The sequence below is a fragment of the Caballeronia sp. LZ033 genome (assembly GCF_031451265.1).
Taxonomy (GTDB): Bacteria; Pseudomonadota; Gammaproteobacteria; order Burkholderiales; family Burkholderiaceae; genus Caballeronia.
Window position 1 is genome coordinate 1764919 of record NZ_JARUXQ010000001.1, and the last position, 17096, is coordinate 1782014.

The 17096-nt window shown below is 65.0% G+C and carries 15 protein-coding genes; 4 read left to right on the forward strand and 11 right to left on the reverse strand.

Annotated elements, in window-relative coordinates; genetic code table 11:
* Window positions 1–132 precede the first annotated feature (132 nt).
* On the forward strand, window positions 133–399 hold the full coding sequence (locus QCE62_RS08260; protein WP_309808442.1) for a hypothetical protein: 267 nt from the start codon (window positions 133–135) through the stop codon (window positions 397–399).
* Window positions 400–441: 42 nt separating this feature from the next.
* Window positions 442–684: a DUF2795 domain-containing protein gene (locus QCE62_RS08265; RefSeq protein ID WP_309919720.1), complete on the forward strand. Its 243-nt coding sequence runs from the start codon at window positions 442–444 to the stop codon at window positions 682–684.
* A 652-nt stretch (window positions 685–1336) separates the two neighbouring features.
* On the opposite strand, the gene QCE62_RS08270 is transcribed toward QCE62_RS08265, so the two are convergent.
* Complete coding sequence (locus QCE62_RS08270) at window positions 1337–3700, reverse strand: AsmA family protein (protein WP_309916464.1); 2364 nt, start codon at window positions 3698–3700, stop codon at window positions 1337–1339.
* A 135-nt stretch (window positions 3701–3835) separates the two neighbouring features.
* On the opposite strand from QCE62_RS08270, the gene QCE62_RS08275 reads away from it, so the two are divergent.
* On the forward strand, window positions 3836–4543 hold the full coding sequence (locus tag QCE62_RS08275; protein WP_309919722.1) for an ATP-binding cassette domain-containing protein: 708 nt from the start codon (window positions 3836–3838) through the stop codon (window positions 4541–4543).
* Complete coding sequence (locus QCE62_RS08280) at window positions 4540–5355, forward strand: ABC transporter permease (RefSeq protein WP_309916467.1); 816 nt, start codon at window positions 4540–4542, stop codon at window positions 5353–5355. Before QCE62_RS08275 ends, QCE62_RS08280 begins: the two co-directional genes overlap by 4 nt.
* 9 nt (window positions 5356–5364) lie before the next feature.
* Here QCE62_RS08280 and QCE62_RS08285 read toward each other — a convergent pair whose 3' ends face one another.
* The 10 genes from QCE62_RS08285 to QCE62_RS08330 all read right to left on the reverse strand — a co-directional run bounded on the left by QCE62_RS08285 (window position 5365) and on the right by QCE62_RS08330 (window position 16995).
* Window positions 5365–5838, reverse strand: coding sequence for a VOC family protein (locus QCE62_RS08285; RefSeq protein WP_309916471.1), 474 nt, complete (start codon window positions 5836–5838; stop codon window positions 5365–5367).
* A gap of 26 nt (window positions 5839–5864) precedes the next feature.
* Window positions 5865–6341 (reverse strand): VOC family protein, encoded by a 477-nt coding sequence (locus tag QCE62_RS08290; RefSeq protein ID WP_309916474.1) that lies wholly within the window; start codon window positions 6339–6341, stop codon window positions 5865–5867.
* A gap of 141 nt (window positions 6342–6482) precedes the next feature.
* Window positions 6483–8420, reverse strand: coding sequence for a response regulator (locus QCE62_RS08295; RefSeq protein WP_309916477.1), 1938 nt, complete (start codon window positions 8418–8420; stop codon window positions 6483–6485).
* 80 nt (window positions 8421–8500) lie between these two features.
* The gene (locus QCE62_RS08300; RefSeq protein WP_309808453.1) at window positions 8501–8965 is read right to left on the reverse strand and encodes a response regulator; all 465 of its coding nucleotides are present in this window, start codon (window positions 8963–8965) and stop codon (window positions 8501–8503) included.
* The gene (locus QCE62_RS08305) at window positions 8958–11351 is read right to left on the reverse strand and encodes an ATP-binding protein (RefSeq protein WP_309916480.1); all 2394 of its coding nucleotides are present in this window, start codon (window positions 11349–11351) and stop codon (window positions 8958–8960) included. Before QCE62_RS08305 ends, QCE62_RS08300 begins: the two co-directional genes overlap by 8 nt.
* Window positions 11348–11977, reverse strand: a complete 630-nt coding sequence (locus QCE62_RS08310) for a biliverdin-producing heme oxygenase (RefSeq protein ID WP_309916483.1) — start codon at window positions 11975–11977, stop codon at window positions 11348–11350. Before QCE62_RS08310 ends, QCE62_RS08305 begins: the two co-directional genes overlap by 4 nt.
* A gap of 261 nt (window positions 11978–12238) precedes the next feature.
* Window positions 12239–12541, reverse strand: a complete 303-nt coding sequence (locus QCE62_RS08315; protein WP_309916485.1) for a hypothetical protein — start codon at window positions 12539–12541, stop codon at window positions 12239–12241.
* Between the two features lie 21 nt (window positions 12542–12562).
* Window positions 12563–15286, reverse strand: a complete 2724-nt coding sequence (ligD, locus tag QCE62_RS08320) for a DNA ligase D (protein WP_309916488.1) — start codon at window positions 15284–15286, stop codon at window positions 12563–12565.
* A gap of 40 nt (window positions 15287–15326) precedes the next feature.
* Window positions 15327–16238, reverse strand: coding sequence for a Ku protein (locus QCE62_RS08325; RefSeq protein WP_309916490.1), 912 nt, complete (start codon window positions 16236–16238; stop codon window positions 15327–15329).
* A gap of 205 nt (window positions 16239–16443) precedes the next feature.
* Window positions 16444–16995, reverse strand: a complete 552-nt coding sequence (locus QCE62_RS08330; protein WP_309916493.1) for a DUF6013 family protein — start codon at window positions 16993–16995, stop codon at window positions 16444–16446.
* Window positions 16996–17096 lie beyond the last annotated feature (101 nt).

Consider the following 17096-nt stretch of genomic DNA (forward strand, 5'->3'; position numbering starts at 1 on the left):
CGCGACGCCCGCACGTCGCGCCCGTGCGCAGCCCGCTCAGGCGGTCGCGGCGCGCGGCCAGGCAGGTCATGCGAGCATCGGCACAGGCTTTGCTTGATGCATCTCGCTGCCTACGTGAGGAGGGGTTGCCCGATGAAGACCTCAACGTTGTTGTCGATGGCCCTGGTGTCGGTCTCGTGCTATGCCGCGCCGCTGCATACGAGTTCCACCGACGAATCCACCGCCGCCGCCACCGCGACACGCGCCGCCCTGCGCGTCAATGTCGCTCCGGTTGCGCCGCCGGCGCCTGAAGTTGCCGCGCAGGACCTCGATCACGCGCGCTGGCGCCACGTGCCGCTGCCGAAGTCGCGTACGCCGAATCACGGTATGGCTAGCCAGCCGGTTCAGGTGCAGACCTGACGAGTGGTTTTCTCCGAATCATCAACTAATCAAGTCAGCGCAATGACCGACACGCACTCAAAACACGCCTTGAACGATGAGCCGATCGACGATGAGATCGCGCAAGTGCTGCGCCTCGTGAAGTATCCCGCCAACAAGGACGCCATCGTCGACGCCGCGCGCGAAGCCGGCGTCAGCAATGATGTCGTCACGCTTTTCGACGGACTGCCCGAGCAGGATTATGCGGATGCGGATTCGGTCGAGCAGTTGCTGGGGAGTAATGGCGGGCTGGGGCTGTCGAGTTGAGTGCTGGTGCGCGTATGGAAGCGTAGCGTACATGTGTGCTGCCCTTCGGGCACGTCATACTAATCGTTCGCCGTCAAAGACTTAGGCCGATCCCCCGGCCTTTTCAACAGCGCTGTCCACAGAATATGTGGATAAGTCAGGCTTCGATTGCACTGGTTTGCCTGGTGACGATCTTGGTTCGATCCGCACCACGTCTGGATTTCCCAAAGAATTCAAATGACTGAGGAAGTCACCCAGCGGTTTTCCACAGGGCTTTCCACGCGGCCTGTGGAGAACTCCTATTGCATCGCCTCTTTGCGTGCCGCGGAAACGGCTACTAGCCCTCGGCATGTCGATCTTTATCTGCCTGCCATAAAGCAACAGATCACGCCCGTCCGGGACACAATTTCACAAACATAAACACGCAATCAAAAGCAGGTTTGTCCTATTCTGCGAAATCTCATTGCATGCGCAGCGGACAGGTTGGAAGCCTGTAGCAAAGCGGAACCCGCGTCTCGCTCGTGCTGAACGAGCGAGCGCGTCAAGCCTTTATTCGTCTTGCAAGACGGATTGCGTGGTTATCCGCGCCTTGTCGGAGCGAGGCAAGCACGTTCCCCAAGCCTCCCCTTTCTAAAGCGGCGGAATCAGCACTCCCTTGCTGACGCGACGTAAGTCAACTCCCCTTATACTGCGCGGCACTAGCCCCCACCGGCGCCGCCGGCTTCTTCTTCGCGCCCTGATCACTCGCCGCCGCCCCCGACGACATATAAGCCGGCGCCGCCTTGGCCTTCTCCTTCTGTCCCGCAGGCGGCGCGGTCGGTGCCTTGCCGATATCAGCAAGCATCTGCTGGCACGGCAGCGGCTTGTTGTTGCTCGGCGCAATCAACGGAATCAGCGCCGCGAACGGATTGATCAGCCCCAGCCCGACCGCCGCCGCCCCGCGTATCGCCAGCACCGGACTCACGCCGATATGCGGATCCTTGAACGTGCCCTTCACATACAGCGGCGAGCGCAGCGAGAAGATCCGCACGCCCTTCGTGTGCGGGTGGATGCCGAGATCCATGGCTTCGGTCTTGAGATTGATCGTGCCGTCGACGTTGATGACTGCATCATCGGTGTCGAGCGCGAAGACGCGTGAATCGAGCACGCCATCCGTCACGACAAAATCCGCCGCCGCGCAGTTGATGTTCACATCACGCTTGCCGAACAGCTTCTCGTACACCACGTTCGCCACGTTCAACCCGGCTGCTTCCATGTAAAGCCGGCTGACGGTGCCTTCGGTGACCAACGCCTTCACTTCGCCGTTCGATGTCGCCGCCAGCGCCGCCGGCGAATTGCCGGTAGCGGACAACGCCGCATCGCCATTGATTTCACCCAGCGCCGACTGCATCGTCTTGTTGGTCGGGAACAGCTGCTTGAGCTTCAGATGCCGCGCCTGCGCCGACACGCGTCCCTTGAGCGGCGCTGCGCTGCCGTCGAGATGAATGTTCGATGCCAGCGAGCCCCCCGCCACGCCAAACTTCAGCGGCTCGAACGACAACACCCCATCGTTCATCACCACGTGCGTGTACAGGTTCGTGATCGGCAGGTCCGGGTCCTTGATGATGCGCTCGCCGGTGAACTTCACATCGGCGTCGATGGACTTCCAGCGATCGGTCTTGAACTCCTCGGTCGGCAGCGCCTTCGACGATGGCTGCTTCTCCGTCTCGCCGCGCTTGGCCTTGCTCGCGTTGGAATCGGCGCCGATGATCGGCGCGAGATCCTTGAACTGCAACAGATGCGACACCAGTTCGCCCTGCAGCAGCGGACGCGGCTTCTTGCCCGCATAGACCAGCGAACCGTTGATATCGCTGCCGCCCACGCGTCCCGTGAAGTTCTCGTAATGGAACACGTTGCCGTCTTCGCGGAACTGTCCGGTCAGACGCCCTTCGGTTGCGAACGGCGGCGTCTCGGGCAGCGTCACGCCAGTAAATGGATACAGATGCGCCATGCTGACGGCCTGGATCCACAGGCGCAGGTCGAGCGCCGCGAGATGCGCAGGATCGGTCACGGTGCCCACGAAGGCGATATGCGTGTCGCCGAGGCGCACGTCGGCCTGCACAGGGAACGGCCGCTGTGCGTCCTGTACCGCGAGCACGCCGCCCAGCTTGCCGTCGCCGGACACCTTGCCGCCGTTGTACGTCCCCTTCACGGTCCAGCCGAACGCATAGGGGGGAACCGGCGGCTTAGGAGCGTCCTTGGTGGTGATGCTGGTGTTCGCTGACGTGCTCGCCGGATTAGGCGCCGATGCATTCGCCGCTGCCGCAGCGGACGCCGCCGATGCGGCCGACGCTTCCGAAGCCGCCGCCGCATCGGCCTGCTTGTTGAGCTTCGCCGCGCCGCTCTTGCCGACCATCTCGGCCGAAGACTTCGCCGACGCCGCTTCCTGCTGCTTCATGACTTCACCGATGGGCACGGGCTGGCCGAGCGTATCGATGACCGCTTGCATGTCAGCCTTGGTGACTTCGTCACGCAGGCTCACGGTGCCCTTCGCGAGCGAAATGTCGCCAAGCTTGAGATTCCACGTGGACGGTTCGTTCGACTGCTTGAACTTGAACGTCCAGTTATTGCGCTTGTCCTTGAGCCGCTCCACATCGATGGACGGATTCACGAGATTGATCGACGGAATCACGATGTCATGCGCGAGCAGGGGCAGCACGGCGACCTGGAAGTCGATCTCGTCGAGCGTCGCGAAAAATTTTTGACGCGTCCAGTCCGGGTTCGCGATGGTGATCTTCTCGGCCGAAAAGCGCGGCCATGGCACCCAGCGTTTCCATCCGGTCTCGTTGGGCGGACGATGCCAGCCCACCTTCAGGTCGCCGGTGATCTCGAAGCGGCGGCCGATGGCCTCGGACACCTTGTCGTCCACCCACGGTCGCAGCCGGTTCCAGTCGAAGGTCAGGAAAATGACCACCAGGATCGCAATCAGCACCGCCAGAATGCCGAAGAACCAGGCGGCGATCTTGCCGATTTTGCGGGTCGTTCCAGCCTGCGCCATGACCTCTCCATGCGTATTATCGTTATTCGGTGCGGCAGCACATAATGTGCCCGGCGTGCGTCCACGCGCCTTTCTGGACACCGTTTGAAACTCCGTAAGATGTCGATCTCGACCCCTCCAACTCACATGCATCCGATGCCCGAAGCGACATCGCCCGGCGTTTCCCCGAAGACCGAGCTCGTGACCGCCCACGGCGTCACGCGGCGCGACGCCGTGAGAGGCACGACGCTGCTTCAGCCCACCGATTTCACGCTGTATGGCGGCGAGCGCGCCGCGATCACGGGCCCTTCCGGCTCCGGCAAGAGCGTCTTCCTGCGCACGCTCGCGCTGCTCGACGCTTGCGATGCAGGCTACGTGACCTGGCGCGGGGAGCGGATCGCGCGCTCGCGCATTCCGGCGTACCGGCGGCGCGTGGCCTATATCGCGCAACGTCCCGCGATGCTCGACGGCAGCGTCGAGGACAACCTGCGCTATCCATTCATGCTCAAGGCCTATCGAGATGTGCGTTTCGATCGGGACATCGCGGCGCGGCTGGCCCAGGCGGCCGGACGCGCCGCCGATTTCCTCGACAAGTCCGCCAGCGAGCTGTCGGGCGGCGAGGCGCAGATCGCCGCGCTCGTGCGCACCTTGCAACTCGCGCCCGACGTGCTCCTGCTCGACGAACCCACCGCCTCGCTCGACCCGGCTTCGGCGCGGTCGATCGAAGCGCTCGTTGCCGCCTGGTTCGATGCCGATGCCGCCCGCGCCTGCATTTGGGTGTCGCACGATCCGGAACAGGCGCGGCGCGTCGCCACGCGCCACCTGACCATGAACGCCGGCGTGCTCGGAGGCGACCTGCGATGAACGGCTATCAGAATCTCGGGATCGTCGATATCGGACTGGCGGCCTTGCTGATCGTGGTGAATGGCGCGTTGTCGGTCGCGCTCCAGCTCAGGCTCGAACGCAAGCTCGCCGTCGCGGCGGTGCGCACCGTCGTGCAGCTGCTGCTGATCGGCTATGTGCTCGGCTGGGTTTTTGCGTTCGACCGCTGGTATGTCGTCCTGCCGCTGATGGCGCTGATGACCGTCATCGCCGGCTTCGCGGCATCCGGACGCGGACGGCGCACTTACGCGGGCCAGCGCGTCGACAGCATCCTGTCGATCTGGGGCAGTTCCTGGTTGATCGGCGCGTTCGGGCTGTTCGTCGTGATCCGTATTCATCCCTGGTACGAGCCGCAATACGCGATTCCGATCCTCGGCATGATTCTCGGCAATACGCTCACGGGCGTGTCCCTCGGCATCGAGCGGATGACCGAGGAACTGACCGCCGGACGCGCCGCCGTCGAGATGTCGCTCGCGCTCGGCGCAACCCGCTGGGAAGCGGCGCAAGGCCCCGCGCGCCAGGCCGTGCGCGCGGGCATGATTCCCACCCTCAACCAGATGGCGGTGGTCGGCCTCGTCAGCCTGCCCGGCATGATGACCGGCCAGGTGCTCGCCGGACAGTCGCCGTTGCAGGCGGTGCGCTATCAGATCGTCATCATGTTCCTGATCGCGGCAGCCTCGGCGCTCGGCGTGGTCGCCGCGATCGTGCTGACCTACCGACGGCTCTTCGCGGCGGACCATCGCTTCATGGCGGCGAAACTCGTGGAGCGCCGCCCGCGCAAGCGCGCCACTTGAGTTGTCCGGTCACGCGCCGTTGTAGACCCGCTCCAGCTCGACGAAGTCCAGCTTGATCATGTCCATCATCGCGCGCATCGTGCGGTTCGCCTTCTCCGCATCCGGGTCCTGCAGCATCTTGAGCAAACGCCTCGGCGCCACCTGCCAGACGACGCCATAGCGGTCGGTGAGCCAGCCGCAGGCCATCGACTTGCCGCCGTCCATCAGCTTGTCCCAGTAGTAGTCGATCTCTTCCTGGGTATCGCACTTGATGAACATCGAAACGGCCGGCGTGAAGTCGAACTGCGAATTGCCGTTCAAGGCCATGAAGGCCTCGCCCTCCAGTTCGAACAGCACGGCGAGCACGCTGCCGGCGGGACCAGGACTGGCCTCCGTATGGCGCATGACTTCGGCGATGCGCGCACCCCTGAAGGTCGCGACGTAAAAATTTGCGGCTTCTTCCGCGTTGCCTTTGAACCAGAGGCAGGGCGAGATCTTGTCCATCTGCGGGTCTCCGTTCTCGAATGGGGTCATTGGCCGGGCGCGCAGCCCTTTTCCATCGCGGCCTTCATCTCTTCCGGGTTCATGTCGCGCTTGTGCGTCGCGACCGACCACTGATGCCCGAACGGATCCTCGAGACGGCCATAGCGGTCGCCCCAGAACATGTCGGCGACGGGCATCGTGACCTTCGCGCCGGCCTCGGCCGCCTGCCTGACCGTGGCATCGACATCCGTGACGTAAAGATGCACGGTGACCGGCGAACCCTTGATCGCCTTCGGCCCGAGCATGCCGAATTCAGGATGTTCGTCGACCAGCATCAGCATCGAATCGCCGATCTTGACCATCGCGTGCATGAGCCGGCCGTCCGGGCCGGGCATGCGGCCCATTTCGACGGCGTCGAACGCGCGCTTGTAGAAGTCGATGGCCTTGGCGGCGTCCGCGCAGCACAGGTGCGGGGTCAGCGAATGCATGCCGGGAGGAATGGGTTCAGTAGCAGCAGAGGACATGTCGGCTCCGTGAGAGTGGACGAGGCGCGCCAGGCGGTGGCGGCGCTCTCACACCCTACAACGATCGGCGCGGGCGTCAATCGACATGAACGCGCAGCGGCGGCGCGAAAATTTCACGCCGCGCCGGCACGACGCGATAGCCTATTTCGAAGACTGCTCGGCAAGCGATTGAATCAGGCCTTCGAGCCGCGAGAAATTCACGGGCTTGGTCAGATGATCGAGGAAGCCGGCTTCGCGGCAACGGCGAATGTCCTCGTCCATGCCGTAGCCCGTGATGGCGACGGATGGCTTGTTGGGCTGCAGGCTCGTCCAGGCGCGTGCGATGTCGAGTCCGCTGCCGTCCGGCAGTCCGATATCGCTGACCAGCAGATCGAACGACGCGCGCTTCGCGTGTCCGATCGCCTCCGCCACCGTGATGGCGACGGTCACCTGATGGCCCAGCATTTCCAGCACTTCGGCCATGGCGGACGACGTCTGCTCGTTGTCCTCCACCAGCAGGACTCTCAGCGCACGGCTGTGTTCCTGCTGCGCCGCCTCGACGCGCGGCGTGTCCTCGTGCTCCGGCTGCACGCGGGCGAGCGGCAGCGTGAGGGTGAAGCGCGCGCCCTTCTCGCGCCCCTCGCTGTAGGCCGACAGCGTGCCGCCATGCTTCTGCGCGAGCGTGCTGGCGATGGCCAGTCCCAGCCCCAGACCGCCGAAGGAACGGGTGATGGAATCGTCGGCCTGTTCGAACGCCGAGAAAATGCGCGGCAGCGCCTCGGCACTGATGCCGATGCCGCTGTCCGTGACCGAAACCGAAATGGTCGCGGGATCCGGGTTCCAGGTGCGCACTTCGATGCGGCCATTCGCCGGGGTGAACTTCACCGCGTTCTTCATCAGGTTCCAGACGATCTGCTGCAAGCGCGCGGCGTCGCCCAGCACGACGAAGCGGCTCGCGTCGAAGTACGTCTTCAGGGTGAGGCTCTTGGCGCGCAGGTCGGCTTCGGACATGTCGAGCGCGCTCGTCAGCAGCGTGTCCAGCGCGACGTTCGCGAAATTCAGCGAGAGCTTGCCGCGCGCGATGCTCGTGAGATCGAGCAGATCGTCGATCAGGCGCGCTTCCAGTTCCACATTGCGACGGATCAGGTCGAGCGTCGGATGTGCCTCGCGCGGCAGCGCATGCTTCATTTCGAGCAGGCGCACGGCCGCCAGAATGGGCGTGAGCGGCGTGCGCAGTTCGTGCGACAGCACCGCCAGAAAATGGTCCTTCGCGCGGTTGGCCGATTCGGCCTGATCCTTCGCGAGACGCAGCGCGTCGGCGGCCATGTGGGCATCGGTGGCGTCGCGCACGATCTTCGAGAAGCCGATCAGTTCGTCATGCTCGCTGCGGATCGCGGTAGTCACGCCCGACGCGAAGAACGAATGGCCGTCCTTGCGCCACAGCCAGCGGTCGTCGCTTGCGCTGCCTTCGCGGCGCGCGGTGTTCAATTCGGCCTCGAACACGCCGGTCTCGCGGTCTTCCTGGCTATAGAAGATATCCGCCGATTGCCCGAGCACGTCCTGCGCCGGAAAGCCCAGAATGCGCTCCGATGCGGCGTTCCAGGTGCGAATGCGCCCTTCCGGGTCGAGCGTGATGACGGCGTAGTCCTTGAGCGCGTCGATCAGCAGCCGGAAATGGGTTTCGGTTTCGCGCAGCGCGCGTTCCACGGCGATGCGCTGCGCCCGTTCGGCGCTCTCGCGCATCGCGCGGCGCACGACGGCGGGCAGGCGCTGGAGGCGCTGCTTCAGCACGTAGTCGGTCGCGCCGCGCTTCAGCATGTCGACCGCATGTTCCTCGCCGAGCAGCCCCGACACGAAGATGAACGGCGTGTCCGGCGTGCGTTCGCTCGCGATGGTCAGCGCCTCGATGCCCGAGAACGTGGGCATCACGAAATCGGCGAGGATCACGTCGAAACGCTTCTTCTCGAGTTCGGCGACGAACGCCGCGGAGTCGTAGACGATCGACGCTTCGACCGCATAGTCCGCGCGTTCGAGCTGGGCGATCGTCAACTCCGCATCGAGTGCGTTGTCTTCGACGAGAAGCAGATGCAGGGGCTGCATGATCTACACGTCCTCGCCGGAAGTCGGGTGCGGGGACGGGTGCGCGAAGCGGCGGGACGCCGCGGACAGGATCGCTGCGCTCATTGCGCGTTGGGCGGACGGCGCAGGCGCGTCGAGCCCGGCGGCGGCTCGTTGAGCACGGCCCAGAACACGCCGAGATCGCTGATCGCCTCGACGAATTCCGCGAACTCGACCGGCTTCACGACATACGCATTCACGCCGAGTTCGTAGCTGCGAATCAGATCCTGCTCCTCGCGCGACGAAGTCAGCATCACGACCGGAATGCTCTTGAGCGCCGCGTTCGAGCGGATCATGTCGAGCACTTCCAGACCGTCGATCTTCGGCAGCTTCAGGTCGAGCAAAATGACGGCGGGATTGCCCGGCGCGCGCGCCTTCCACTCGCCTTCGGAGGTGAGATAGTCGATCGCTTCCTGGCCGTCGCGCGCCACGATGACCTCGTTGGCGAGCTGGCTCTTGTCGAGCGCGACGAGCGTCAGCTCGAGGTCATTCGGGTTGTCTTCGACAAGCAATATCGGTTTAAGCATGGTCTCTTCGTGACTTTGTTACTGGCGTGCCTTGAGCGCCGTTGGGTCCCTTTGCGCCTTGCGCGGCGCCGATGCTGCGAAACACGACCGGCAGCGAGAAATAGAATACCGCGCCTTGCCCCGGATGCCCTTCGGCCCAGGTCCGCCCTTCGTGCCGTTCGATGATGCGCCGCACATTTGCAAGTCCGATGCCCGTGCCCTCGAACTCTTCCGCGCGATGCAGGCGCTGGAACACGCCGAACAGCTTGGCGCCGTACTTCATGTCGAAGCCGACGCCATTATCCCGGACGCCGATGATGTATTCCTCGCCGCTGCGGCTGGCGAATACCTCGATTTTCGCCGATTCCCGCGTTCTCGTATATTTCACCGCGTTCGACAGCAGGTTGCGCACCGCCAGTTGCAGGAAAGCCGCGTCGCCGGTGACGCGCGGCAGGTCGCCGATCACCCATTCGATATCGCGTCCCGACGCCTCCTGCTCGAACTCCTGCACGACCGAGCGCACCAGCATGCCGAGGTCCACCGGGGCGGGGCGCAGCGCGGCGCGGCCCATCTGCGAAAAGGTCAGGAGATCGTCGACGAGCGTGCCCGCGAAGCGCGCCGAATCCAGCATGTTGTTGAGAAAGCGCCGGCTTTTCTCCGACATGCGCTCGCCCTCCTGCTCGCGCAGCAGGTCGCCGTATCCGGCGATATGGCGCAGCGGCGCGCGCAGGTCGTGCGACACCGAATAGGAAAACGCTTCCAGTTCCTTGTTGGCGCGCGTGAGCTCGGTGGCGAGCGCCGCGCGTTCCTCGGCGCGCCGCAGCACGATGTTCAGGAGCGCGCCGCGCAGCTCGCCCGCAATCTCGATCTCGCCCGCGCGCCAGGGCTTCGAATGCCCGCGCACGGTTTCGAGCCACGGCGAGAAGCTGGTGCGCGGCGCGCTCGCGCCGGCCCCGTCCTCGATCTTGACCGGTTCGCCCGCCCACTTGATGGTCTGCATCACCTCGGGCCTGAACCATAGCAGATAGTTGCGGAAGATCTGCGACACCGGCACCGCCAGCACGCCGCACGCACGGTCTTCGCGCGCCTTGGCGGGCGGCCACTGGCGCGCCAGGGAATCGGTCGCCCAGACGCCGCTGGTATGTTCCGCGAGCCAGTGCGTGAGCGCGCGCACCGTGTCTTCGTCGGGCGTGGCGCCGAGCAGCGTCACCTGATCATCGAACACGATGGCCGCGCCGGCGGAACGCGCGAAGTTCAGCACGTCGGCGGGCACGGACTGCAGTCCGGTCACGAAACGCTCGTGCTCGCCCATCGCGGCGATCAGGCGGCCCATGGTCCGGCGCAGGTCGGTGAGATATTCGCCTTCGGCGCGCTCTTCCTTCGCCTCGATCTGCAAGGACAGCATGTTGCCGAGATGCTCGACCGCGACGCGCGTGTTGAACGGCACGATGCGCGGCGCATGGTCGTGGCACGAGACGAGGCCCCACAAGCGGCCCCGCACGACGATCGACACCGACATCGACGCATGCGTGTTCATGTTGCGCATGTATTCGAGGTGCACCGGCGAGAAGCTGCGCAGCGTCGAATAGGTGAGGTCGGTCGGACGGCCCGTGAGCGGGTTCACATCCGGCACGAGGCGCGCGGGCGTGTAGTTGACGTCGGCGACCAGGCGGATGCGGTTCTTCAGATACAGCGCGCGCGCCTGGCGCGGAATGTCGGAAGCCGGAAAGAACTGATGCAGGAACGACGCGTAGTCCGCCTCGCGGTCTTCCGCGAGCACGTGGCTGCGCCCTTCTTCGTCGAAGCTGTAGAGCATTACGCGGCCGAAGCCCGTGATCGCGCGCACCTCGCGCACCGCGAGTTCCGCCAGTTCCTGGACGGTCGCCGCATCCTGCAGGCCGCGCGCGAAGGTGCGCACGAGCGGATACATCGAGGCGAACGTGTCGCCGCTTGCCGCCGCCGCTTCCATCTCGACGATCAGGATGCCGTCGTGCCGGTGCAGCGTGACATCGAGACGCGCGGAGCCGGGGGGCGCGGCCGGTATCTCGACCGGTCCGACATACAGCGGCGAATCCTCCAGCGCCGCCATGCTGGCCACGTGCGCGATGCGCTGCGCGGCGGCCTCGCCGAGCGCCACCGCGAGCGGCTGGCCAAGCAGCGCATCCAGAGGCGCGCCCGTCAATGCAGGCAGGTTGTCGCTGGCCTGCACGATGCGGAGATCGTCGGCCAGCGCCAGCAGATAGCCATGCGGCTGGATGCCGCCGGGAACGTGGATCGGCTCGGCGTCGCAATCCTTGCTCGCGACGCCCGAACTGAGCGTGAGCCGGCGTGCCTCGGCGTCGGGCGGTCCGTAGCTCCCCGCTCCGGGAGTGAGTGAACCGCCGGATCCGCTGTCCGTCCCGCTCATGTGACGGCTCCCGGTACGGGCGGGACGACGTCGACACCGGCCGCTTCGGGACACAGCCAGGACTGCAGGCTCTCAAAGGTGGCGATGGCGGCCTTCACCGCGTCGTCATGCTGGGCTTCGGGCACCGAGGCGGCGGCGGTTTCGCGGAACGCGTTCCACATGCTGCCGGTGCGCGCGCCATAGCCTTCGAAATAGGCATTGCCCAGGCCTGACGCGAGATCGAGACGCTGCGCGACGTGTGGCGCAATGAACCGTCCGCCGAGCGTGCTGCCTTCCATCACGTACATGGAGCCGAACGCATCGCCCAGGTTGTGGAGGCGCGGCAGGTCATAGCGCGTGTCGGCCTGCGGCACGGAGCCGACCGGCCGGCGTTCGCCGGTCAGCGCGGCGAGATCGGCGGCCAGCAGCGGCGCCTTGCGGCGCTGGTCGAAGAAGACCGACAGCGTGGCCGGCAGGCACGCGGCCGCGGCGTCCTCCCACGGTGCAACATAGCCATAGAATCGTTCGAGCAGCGCGATGTATTCGTCGCGTTGCAGATCGTCCCGCATCAGGTCAAGCGCATTCTCGAGCCGTGCATGACACGCGGCGGTTTCGTTCTTCAGGCGGGACAGAAGGTCGGATTGCATGTTGCGATGAGTGGGCTTAAGGACCGCGAGGCGGACGAATGATGCGGGTATCGGCAGGGCTTACCGGTTCGGGCGCCTGGCTGGGCGTGGGTGTCGGTAGAAATCGCACCGCGAACGCTTGGCGGCGAACGTGATGCGAGCGCTCATTTAAAAAAGAGTCATTCTACGCATCCGGCCTCGCCGCTGCCATGCAAGGCCAGCGTTTATAAGCAATCTGCCGCGCCGTTGCCGGAACAATTCACCGGTCAGTTCAAATTTTTTTCAGGACTTGCGCGGCCGGCCGTCACCGCTATTGACGTTGGCGTGCTCGTCCCGCTGCGTGCCGCGCTGATAGTCGTCGCCGCCGCGCCGGTCGGTATCGACGAGCCCGCGTTCGAGATCCTCGTGCGCCTGCTTGCCGACCTCGCGCGGATCGTGCTCATGCTGCGATTCGACGTTCTGGTCCGCTTCGTGAGGCAACGGTGCGTTCGCGGCATCGTCGCGCGTCTGGGTATTGCGATCGCTGCTCGACACCTCGCGGCCGCGTTCGGGCGCGCTTGCGGGTTCCTTGTTCGACTGCTTCATGATCTTCTCCTGTCAATTGCTTCACTTCAGCCCGAGGCGCTTCTTCATCTCGGCGCTCAGGCGCTTGCGCGCCTTGTCGTAGCCGGCCCACGGATCGTGCTTCAATGCGTCGAGCCGTTCGTGCGCATTGCCGATGTTCCATTGATCGCCGCTCGTCACGTCGTCGAGTTCGTCCCAGGCAATCGGCATCGATGCGCCGAGTCCCGGACGCGCGCGCAGCGAGAACGCCGCCACCGTGCTCGAGCCGCGGTTGTTGCGCAGATAGTCGATGAAAATCTTGCCCTTGCGGTTCTGCATGCCCATCTTCGCGGAGAAGAGCTTGGGCAGCGTGCTCGCCATGTGCTGCGCGACCGCTTGCGAGAAGTCCTTCACGTCGTCCCAGCCGGCCTGCTTCACGAGCGGCACGATCACATGGAAGCCCTTGCCGCCGCTCGTCTTGCAGAACGTTTCGAGGCCCAGTTCGGCGAGCAATTCCCTGGTGAGGCGCGCCGCCTCGATCATCCGTTCCCAGCCGACGCCTTCGCCCGGATCGAGATCGAACACCATGCGGTCCGGCTTCTCCAGGTTCGATGCGAGCGCGTTCCAGGTATGCAGCTCGATGGTGCCCATCTGCGCACAGCCCGCGAGCGCGCCCGCTGATTCAATGGTGAGCAGCGGCGGATGACCGGGATCGATGTCCGGATGCTGCTTGATATGGGGAATGGCGAGCTTCGCACTGTGCTTCTGGAAGAACAGCTCGCCGCCGATGTCTTCCGGCGCGCGCACGAGCGACACCGGGCGGTCCTTCAGATGCGGCAGCATCCATTGCGCGACGCTGGCGTAGTACTCGACCACGTCGATCTTGCGCGAGCCGCTGGACTTGTCGATCACGCGGTCCGGATGGCTGATCTTCACGCCTTCGACTTCCGCCGATGCCGCCTTGGCCTTCTTCGCTGCGGTGGTCTTCCTTGCTGCGGTCTTCTTCGTCGCTGTGGTCTTCTTCGCCGCAACCGGCTCTTCCTTGACGATCTGCCGCGCGGGTTTGTCGTCACGCAGACTGACGAACGATGCTTGTCGCACGATGCGCTCCTTGGTCCATTCCGCGAAATTGCATTCGGCCACGAGTTCGGGCTTGACCCAGTGCACGGGCGTCCGGCTGCGCTCCTGCGGCTCGCTCGCGAAGGGCATGCGCTTCGTCTCGCGTTTGTCGAGTTCCTTCTTCACCGCGACGAGCAGCGCGTGATCGAACCCGGTGCCCACGCGGCCCGCGTATTGCAGCTTGCCGTGCGCGTCGTACACGCCGAGCAGCAGCGCGCCAAACTGGCCGCGGCTGCCTGTCGGCTCGGAATATCCGCCGATCACGAACTCCTGGCGCCGCCGGCACTTGAGCTTGATCCACGCATTGCCGCGCCCCGACACATAGCCGCTGTCAATGCGCTTGCCGATGATGCCTTCGAGCGCCATGTCGCATGCGCTTTTCAGCAGATCGTCGGCGTGGAACGCGAAGTCCTGCGAATAGCGCAGCACCGGATCTTCCGCCGGTTCGACGAGCGCCTTCAGCAGCGCGCGACGCTGCACGAGCGGCACGTCGCGCAGGTCATAGCCGTTGAGCCAGGGCACGTCGAAGAAATACACGACGATGTCCTGCGGACGGCCTGCGTCAAAGGCGTTCTGCAGCGCCTGGAAGTCGGGCAGTCCGCGTGCGTCGAGCACCACGGCTTCGCCGTCGAGCCAGCCGCTCTCGATCTCGAGCTGTTCCAGCGCCTGAACCTGCTTCGGGAATTTCGCGGTCCAGTCGTTGCCGTTGCGCGTGAAAATCGCGATGCGGCGTTTGCCCTTCACCGTGTCGATGCGCGCCAGCACCCGATAGCCGTCGAACTTGATCTCGTAGGCCCAGTCGTCGCCGGAGGGCGCGGCATCGACGAGCGTGGCGAGCTGCGGCTTGAACGTGGCGGGCAGCTTCGCCTTCACCGCGCCCTCGATCGCGGGTTCATGCGACAAGGTCCGCAGCGATTCCGCGCTGCGAGTCGCGACGATGTCCGGATGATCGTGGCCGTTCGCCTGTGCGGCGGAGGTCTTCTTGCGCGCGGGCGTCTTTGCGGGCGCTTTCTTTGCCGCCGCCTTGCGCTCCGATCGTTCGAGCACCGCACCATCCTTGCCGCGCGCGCCGGGCGCATCGGACATCACGCTGCCCGGCCTTTTGAGAAGCACGTCGTATTCGCTCTCCGGGCGCGCCGTATCGTCGCGCTCCTTGATGAGCAGCCATTGCTCCTTGTCGCCGCTGCCGCGCATGTGGCTTTTTACGAGCGTCCAGCCGCCCTGCAGCTTCTCGCCATCGAGCGTGAACTTGAGCTTGCCCTTTTCGTATTCACGCTGTGCATCCGCGAAGCTGCCCGCCTGCGGCGCCCACGTGCCGCGATCCCACACGATGACGCTGCCCGCACCGTAGTTGCCTTCGGGGATCTCGCCTTCGAACGAACCATAGTCGAGCGGATGATCCTCGACATGCACCGCCAGGCGCTTCACCGTGGGATCGAGGCTCGGTCCCTTCGGCACGGCCCATGACTTGAGCGTGCCGTCGAGTTCCAGGCGGAAGTCGTAGTGCAGACGGCGTGCGTCGTGTTCCTGGATGACGAAGGACAGGCTGGACTTCGCGGGTGGTTTGGCCGTCTTGCGGGCCCGCGCGGCGCGCTTCGCGGCGCCGGACGGCTCCGGCGTCTTGTCGAACGCGCGCATGCGCTGATAGGTGTCGAGTTTGCCGGCCATCGTCGGAAATCCGCAGTGTCAGAGGCGAGACAGACGCGCTTCACGCACGCTTGCGGCGCGCAGTCTTGCGCGCCGGACGCGCGGCTTCTTCGCCGGAGTCGTCCTCGCCGTCTGCTTCCTCCGCGGCCGCGGCCTTGCCACGTTTCGCCGGCGCGCCACCCTTCTTGAGACTGCGCTTGAGCAATTCCGACAAGTCGAGGATGTCGGCAGACGACTTCTGTTCGCCGCCCTCTTCCACCTTCATCACCTCGGCCACCTTGCCTTGTTTCACCTTCTTGTCGACGAGCGCCATGATGTCGTCCTTGAAGGTGTCGTGGTACTTCGACGGATCCCAGCTGTCGCTCATGTCGTCGATGAGCCGCTTGGCCATCTCCAGTTCCTTCGGCGTCACGCCGGCCTTCTTCGTGTCTTCGTCGGGGAACTTGAACTCGCCGAAATCGCGAACCTCGTCGCCCCAGCGCAGCGTGTTGAGCGCCAGCGCCGGACCCACCGGAATCAGCGCCGCGAGATGCTGCTTGTTATGCAGCACGACGCTCGCGATGCCGACCTTGCCCGTGTCCTTCAGCGCATCGCGCAGCAGCGCATAGACCTTCTCGCCCTTGCGATCGGGCGCGAGATAGTAAGGCGTGTCGAGCGACAGGAACGAGATCTCGGGGGCATCGACGAAGGCGAGAATGTCGACCGTCTGGGTCGACTCCGGATTGGCCGCGCGAATCTCGGCGTCGGTCATCACGACATACTTGCCCTTCTCATACTCGAAGCCGCGCACGATGTTGTCGCGCGTGACTTCCTTGCCCGTGTTCTTGTTGATCTGCTTGTAGCCGATCGGGTCCATGGAGCGCTTGTCGAGCAGGTTGAAGCCGACCTTCTCCGACTGCGTCGCGGGATAGAGTTGCACGGGCACGTGGACCAGTCCGAAGCTGATCGCGCCTTTCCAGATCATGTGCGGCATCGCGGCACCTTGGCGGTCGGGAAGAGTCGATGAACGCGCCTCGCGCCGGGCGGGCGTCGAGGCGTTTTCCGTGCGCGGTTGCGGCACGGTATCGGAAGGAATCGCAGGAAACATGCCAAGGCGGGCGGGCGCGCGGCGTCCGGCGATCTGGGCCGAAGCCGGGCAGGCGTTCTGTAAGCCTTACTGCTCCAGCCGCTCAAAGATGCTATTTGCGGTTGGCGGTCACGGTCAGCTGCGTGCCGTCGTCGAGCGTGACGGTCTTTTTGGAACCAGTGGAAGTCGGCATGGCGAAGCGCACGATCTGGCTGAAGCGGTTGTCCACCGGACATTGCAGGCTCTTCCCGGCCACCGTGACGCGCGATGTGCCCTTCGGCGCATAGGCCCGAAAACTGATCTGCACGTTGGCCGTGCCGTTGTCGCCGACCATCGGCGCGAAGCGGATCTGCACCTGCCGCACCGCCGCGCCGTCGGCGCTCTTCGGCACCGAGGCCGCCTGCGGACAGCCGTCCGGCACGGCCTGCGCGCCGCCGGCGGCGTTGCCTTGCCAGGTGAAGTCATCGGTCTGCCCGGAGCGGATGGTGCGGGTTTCCTGCTCGTTGCCGAACGACTTCGAGGTCATCTTGACCGTGTACTTGATGGGGCCGTCATTGGCCGCCTCGGAGAGCACCTTGATGCCCGGCGTGGCCCGGGCGGTCGCGGCGACCATCGTGAGCGCGGCGACGGAAACGATGCGACGAACGATCGAACGACGATTCATGCCGCCACCTCCGTAACAGGCGCTGTGAGTGAATCCGGCGCGTCTCGCGCACCGGGACGCAGTGTGCGTGCAACGGTCCGGATTCAGTCTAGCGCCACGTT